This is a genomic window from Salinivibrio sp. MA440, from assembly GCF_001996265.1.
Lineage (GTDB): Bacteria > Pseudomonadota > Gammaproteobacteria > Enterobacterales > Vibrionaceae > Salinivibrio > Salinivibrio costicola.
In genome coordinates this window covers 1-6,037 of record NZ_MUFI01000077.1, presented here as the reverse complement: position 1 = coordinate 6,037, position 6,037 = coordinate 1, and the positions used below count along the sequence as shown (strand labels likewise).

At 48.2% G+C, this 6,037-nt stretch carries 5 protein-coding genes; all 5 read left to right on the top strand.

Features of this window, described 5'->3' with window-relative positions; genetic code table 11:
• Nucleotides 1-113: 113 nt before the first annotated feature.
• The 5 genes from BZG80_RS15315 to rmf all read left to right on the top strand — a co-directional run bounded on the left by BZG80_RS15315 (nt 114) and on the right by rmf (nt 5,958).
• Nucleotides 114-668 carry a cell division protein ZapC gene (locus BZG80_RS15315; RefSeq protein ID WP_021023222.1) on the top strand — a complete coding sequence of 185 codons (555 nt, stop codon included), beginning with the start codon at nt 114-116 and terminating at the stop codon, nt 666-668.
• A 646-nt stretch (nt 669-1,314) separates the two neighbouring features.
• Complete coding sequence (gene rlmKL, locus BZG80_RS15310) at nt 1,315-3,447, top strand: bifunctional 23S rRNA (guanine(2069)-N(7))-methyltransferase RlmK/23S rRNA (guanine(2445)-N(2))-methyltransferase RlmL (RefSeq protein WP_077679743.1); 2,133 nt, start codon at nt 1,315-1,317, stop codon at nt 3,445-3,447.
• Complete coding sequence (locus tag BZG80_RS15305; RefSeq protein ID WP_021023220.1) at nt 3,444-3,698, top strand: glutaredoxin family protein; 255 nt, start codon at nt 3,444-3,446, stop codon at nt 3,696-3,698. The genes rlmKL and BZG80_RS15305 overlap by 4 nt, the downstream gene beginning before the upstream one ends.
• On the top strand, nt 3,685-5,607 hold the full coding sequence (uup, locus tag BZG80_RS15300) for an ATP-binding cassette ATPase Uup (RefSeq protein WP_077679742.1): 1,923 nt from the start codon (nt 3,685-3,687) through the stop codon (nt 5,605-5,607). Before BZG80_RS15305 ends, uup begins: the two co-directional genes overlap by 14 nt.
• A 180-nt stretch (nt 5,608-5,787) precedes the next feature.
• Nucleotides 5,788-5,958: a ribosome modulation factor gene (rmf, locus tag BZG80_RS15295; RefSeq protein ID WP_077460554.1), complete on the top strand. Its 171-nt coding sequence runs from the start codon at nt 5,788-5,790 to the stop codon at nt 5,956-5,958.
• Nucleotides 5,959-6,037 lie beyond the last annotated feature (79 nt).

The following is a 6,037-nucleotide window of genomic DNA, read 5'->3' as shown; positions in this document are numbered from 1 at the left end:
AAGGGGGAGGGTTTCTTCCCCTTTTTTTTTGCCCTCAACCCATTACACTTCAGTCAATGGCAGTCTTGATATCGCCAGACCCCCAGTTTTTGAGTCTTCGCGGGAGCTGAAGTATGTTAAAACCTAACAATGCATGGAGATGGTATTTCGATGATGCATCGACATCACTGATGCTCGATTTGGGTGATGACATGGTTTTTCGCGTGGCGATCAATGCCAAACATCTCATCCCTGATGCGTTCTCGACATCCCCATTTTCAGTTGAGGACGCATCGCTTTTTCAGTATCTGACAGATCCTCTGTCATTACTGTCACTGTCCGGGCCGCGCCGGGCAGAGCTTGCTTTGAACGCAGTGGCAGCCCATCGCTTCCACAAACCTGTGCTACCCAAAAGTTGGTTTTTTGAGACGCAACAAGAAACGATCGCCGCACCCGAGTGGGGGCAGATTGTCGAACTCACGAGCCAAACCGGGGACAGGGCGCCATTTATTATTATAGAAAACGCCGGTTCAGCCTCGCTATGCATGCTCGCTCGCGAAGCCGATTTTGAACTGAGCGCAAATAAAACCATGGCGTTTTGTGGTGCGATTAAAGTAATGAACGACCGGCTATCGCAATCTAAACACCAAACTAATAGCCAAAAAGGTCGCTTTGCGTTAGTGGGCTGAGTGGCTTTCACTCAGCTCACGTTTTCTTTTATCCAACCTTTCCCCTGATTTGACGTCACTATTCCCACTTCTTTTTGCGCGATTAATGTTTCTGATACCAAACAGGTGCGTCTAAAACCTGTGATCTCTCTTCACGTTTGAGCAAAAAACGTGCACCAATAATGTCTAAAATTGGGTATTTTCGTCGCGTTTTTATCCGCTTTAACGGCAAATCTTTACCGCTTTTTCCTGTTTTACAGCAATAATCCTTTCCTTAACCGCTAGCTGGTATATACCAGTTTTTAGAGGCTAACCTAATTCCTAGTGGGAAATAATCGAATTCTGCACGCCTATCAACCCGCCATAACTCGCCTCTCAAGGCAAAGTGAATGCTTACACGTTATATTTTCTAACGCTTCATGCTAGACGTGGCGCGCCTTGATTAGGTCGTGTTTCCACCAGGAAACGTAGCCAGTCAGGGTTTGCCGAGATAGGATTCCTGAGGGAAACAATAATCATCGGGTGATTGATTCTTTACAGAAACACTGGGGTGGCGATTAATTCACCATTCAACGGAGATTGTTTCGCCTTGGGTCAACGGGGCGGGTCAGATTGATGTATAATCGGCGCCATTATGACAACCACGCCCAGAGGGTGTAGAGACTCAATGAAACACTATCTCGCTATAACCGCTCGAGGTCTCGAGCATTTGTTGGCTCAGGAGCTTGAACAGCTTGGTGCATCCAGCCTTAAGCAAGTCCATGCCGGTGTAAAATTTAAAGCCGACGATTCCACGCTTTATCAATGTTGTTTGTGGAGTCGGGTTGCATCCCGTTTTGTGCTGGTGCTGGGTGAGTTCGCGGTTCGCGATGATATGGATTTATACCTTGGCGCTACGGCGATTAATTGGCCGGATCATTTCCATTCCAGCCAGCGGATAGCGGTTGACTTTAACGGTACTAACCAAGAGATTCGCAATAGCCAATATGGTGCCCTAAAAGTCAAAGATGCGATTGTCGATAAATTTGAAAAAGCCAATCTGCCACGGCCAAGTATTGATCGTGAGCAACCAGACTTACGCATTCATATGCGCTTGTCGAAAGATAAAGGTGTGCTCGGTATTGATATGGTTGGCAGTGGTTTGCACCAACGAGGATATCGTACTCAGGCAGGGGCGGCTCCTTTACGCGAAACCCATGCAGCAGCGTTAGTGTTACGCAGTGGGTGGCAAAGCGGGCAACCTATGATGGATATCATGTGTGGTTCCGGAACGCTTCTGATTGAAGGGGCGATGATTGCCGCGAATGTCGCTCCTGGGCTTAAGCGCAAACGTTGGGGCTTTGAATCACTGCTTGGTTTTGATGACGAGGCTTTTAAAACGATCAAAGCAGAGGCGAGCGTTAAAGCTAAACGCGGGGTGAGCCAATGCCAAACGCGTTTTTATGGGACAGACAATGATGCACGTATGATTGAGACGGCCCGGGCAAACGCCCGACGCGCGGGTGTCGCAGAATTGATCGAATTTAATGTCGCAGATGCCACTGAGGTGGTCCCGCCAGAAGACTTCACCGGAGGGCATATTATCTCAAACCCCCCTTACGGTGAGCGTTTAGGCACGACGCCTGGACTGATTGCGTTGTACACGCAGCTAGGTGACCATCTTAAGCTCGCGTTTGCAGGTAACACTGTCTCTTTATATTCCGGCTCGGACGAGCTGCTTAGTTGTCTGCGGATGCGTGCCGATGACAAGTTTGCACTGCGCAATGGCGCCCTTGATTGTGTAATGAAAACGTATGCCATTACCGCACGTGGCCTGAAAGAGGCAGGAGATGCAGCCCCGACGGTTGACGTTGCTCCTGACTTTGCTAATCGGCTCCGTAAAAACATGACAAAATTGGATAAATGGGCGAAAAAAGAGGCCATCGAGTGTTATCGACTCTATGATGCTGACCTGCCGGATTACAAAGCCGCGATTGATCGCTATCGCGACTTTTTAGTGATCCAAGAATATGCGGCACCTAAGACGATCGCCCCAGAAAAGGCACGTCGGCGATTGCTGGATATGGTGCGTGCTGCCATTGCTGTCACAGGTGTTGATGCGAATAAAGTTGTGCTCAAAACGCGTGAGAAGCAAAAAGGGAATAATCAATACCAAAAGCTGTCAGGTGCCGCGCATACTATGACCGTACAGGAATACGGTGTAACACTTGAGGTTAATCTTTATGACTACCTCGATACCGGCTTGTTTCTCGATCATCGCTACACGCGTCGACTAATTGGCGAGAAAGCGGCTGGAAAAGATGTACTTAACCTGTTTGCTTATACGGGAAGTGCATCGGTACATGCAGCGGTCGGTGGTGCACGGTCAACGACCACCGTGGATATGTCGAAAACGTATCTTGCGTGGGCTGAGCGCAATATGAAGCTTAACGGAATGGTCGGGCGTCAGCATCAGTTTGAACAGGCCGACTGCTTGCAGTGGATAGAGCAATCGGACCAACAATTTGATCTTATTTTTGTTGATCCACCGACTTTCTCTAACTCGAAGCGGATGCAGACAACCTTTGACGTGCAACGCGATCACATCGATTTACTATTGGCTCTCAAAGCACGGTTGCGCCCTGGGGGCGAAATTATTTTCTCTAATAACAAACGCCACTTTAAGATGGATCTTGAGCGATTGGCCGATGCCGGACTTAATGCAGAAAATATGAGTAAGCGTTCGATCCCAGAAGACTTTGCACGCAATCCCCATATTCACAATTGTTGGATTATTCAGCATCAGGACGTGGTTGCATGACACTCGTGTTATTCAGTACCGAAGGCTGTCATCTGTGTGAGCAAGCCTGGTCACTTTATCAATCACTCGGTTATCAAACGCCACTTGCAACCCAAGATATTGCCTTTGACGATACGCTCTTTGAGCGTTACGGCGTCACTATTCCGGTGATTGCAATTCGCAATCAAGCAGGAGAGGTGAGCGCAGAGTTAGGCTGGCCGTTTGATCACATACAACTACAAGCTTGGTTATCGCAAAATGGCATTAATTAAAATTACCGCTGCGCAGTTAGCGTATGGCGACAATCCATTGTTAGACAAAACAGACTTCATTCTCCAGCCCGGAGAGCGTGTTTGTTTGGTTGGACGTAATGGCGCAGGCAAGTCTACGTTGATGAAGGTCATCGACGGACAAGTGCAACTTGATGATGGCACTATTCAAAGTCAATCCGAGCTTAAAGTCTCACGACTGGAGCAAGATCCACCTCGAGATAGCCCAGGCTCCGTGTTTGACTATGTCGCGGAAGGGCTTGCCGATGCAGGCGATAAGCTCAAGCAATACCATCAACTGATCGCAACGATCGAAACCGATCCTAGCGATCGAAACATCGCCGAGCTGGCAAAGGTACAAGAAGCGCTAGATCATGCCGATGCGTGGCGCTTTGATAACCAAATTATGGTGGTTCTTGGCGCCCTTGGGCTGGATGGTAATACCGCGCTCAATGCGTTGTCAGGTGGCTGGCAGCGCAAGGCAGCATTAGCCCGGGCACTGGTTTGCGAGCCCGATGTATTGCTCCTCGACGAGCCGACTAACCATCTTGATGTATCGACCATTCTGTGGTTAGAGCAATTTTTGAAAGACTTTCGGGGCGCGATCGTATTTATCTCACACGATCGTTCGTTCATCGGCGCCATGGCAACACGCATTGTCGACTTAGATCGCGGTAAGCTGACATCCTGGCCGGGGAATTATCAAGCCTACCTTGATGGTAAAGAAGAGGCACTACGGGTTGAAGCTGAGCAAAACGCTGAGTTTGATAAAAAACTGGCCCAAGAAGAATCATGGATTCGTCAAGGTATTAAAGCACGTCGTACTCGTAATGAGGGAAGGGTGCGAGAACTGAAAGCGTTACGTCAAGAGCGCGCTAACCGCTTAGAGTTACAAGGTAACGCCAACTTGCAACTGGATGATGCAACGCGTTCAGGAAAAATTGTTTTTGAAGCTGAAAACGTGACATTCACTTATCAAGATGAACCGTTAATTAAACCGCTGAGCTTTACGGTGATGCGTGGTGATCGCATCGCGCTAATCGGCCCCAACGGATGCGGAAAAAGCACACTGCTAAAACTGATGCTAGAGACGCTGACGCCCGACAGTGGCTCTTTACATGTTGGCACCAAGCTGGATGTGGCCTACTTTGACCAATACCGCGAAAAACTCGATCCGGAAAAGACCGTGATTGATAACTTGGCGGGAGGAAAAACAGAAGTTGAAGTCGGTGGGCGTAAGCGCCACGTGATGGGGTACCTGCAAGATTTCTTGTTCCATCCACGACGTGCACAAACCCCGGTAAAAGCCCTATCGGGAGGAGAGAAAAATCGCTTACTGTTAGCCAAACTGTTCCTCAAGCCTGCGAATCTCTTAGTGCTTGATGAGCCAACAAACGATTTGGACATTGAGACGTTAGAGCTGCTGGAAGACTTACTCTCTCAGTTCCAAGGAACCTTGTTGTTAGTCAGTCACGATCGACAGTTTGTTGATAATACGGTGACCCACAGTTGGATATTTGAAGGGGACGGCACGATCAATAAGTTTGTGGGTGGCTATCACGATGCGCAGCAACAACGTGAGCAATACCTCAAAGCGATTACCCCAAATGATAAAGGTACCCCATCAAACCGTCACGCTGATACGGAACAAAAGACGGCAAAACCGAAAAGTAAACCGCGGAAGCTTTCGTACAAATTACAGCGTGAATTGGAAGGTTTACCTGCGCAGCTTGAAGCATTAGAAAACGAAATTGAAGTCTTGCAATCAGAGATGAATGACCCTGAGTTTTTCTCGAAAAGTCAGGAGATTACTCAGCCTAAACTTACTCGATTGGCAGAGGCGGAACACGAGCTTGAGCAAGCGTTTGAACGTTGGGAAGCCTTGGAGGCAATGCAACAAGAGAGTGAGTGACGGTGTCACTTTTGGGGGGAGATGACTCACAGTTTGTCTTTTACAGCAGCGATAGTGCTTGATTAAAAAATGTTCATGATCGAAGCTGTAGTTGATGCTTCATAAAAACGTCATGGACGGGAGCATTCTTGCGAATAGCAAGCGCAGCATTGAACAAGATGGAATGAAGAGGGCGACCCTATGAAAAGACAGAAGCGAGATCGTTTGGAACGCGCACAGTCAAAAGGCTTTCAAGCGGGAGTAAACGGTCGATCGTCTGAGATATGTCCTTACCAACAAACTGATGCAAGAAGCTACTGGCTTGGCGGATGGCGCGAAGGCAGAACAAGTAAATCAGAGATGATGAAGTAGTCCATTTCCGTAATATGTTTGGCCTTATCTTATGATAAGGCCTTTTTAATACCCACCTAACGCACTATAACTTTATAAA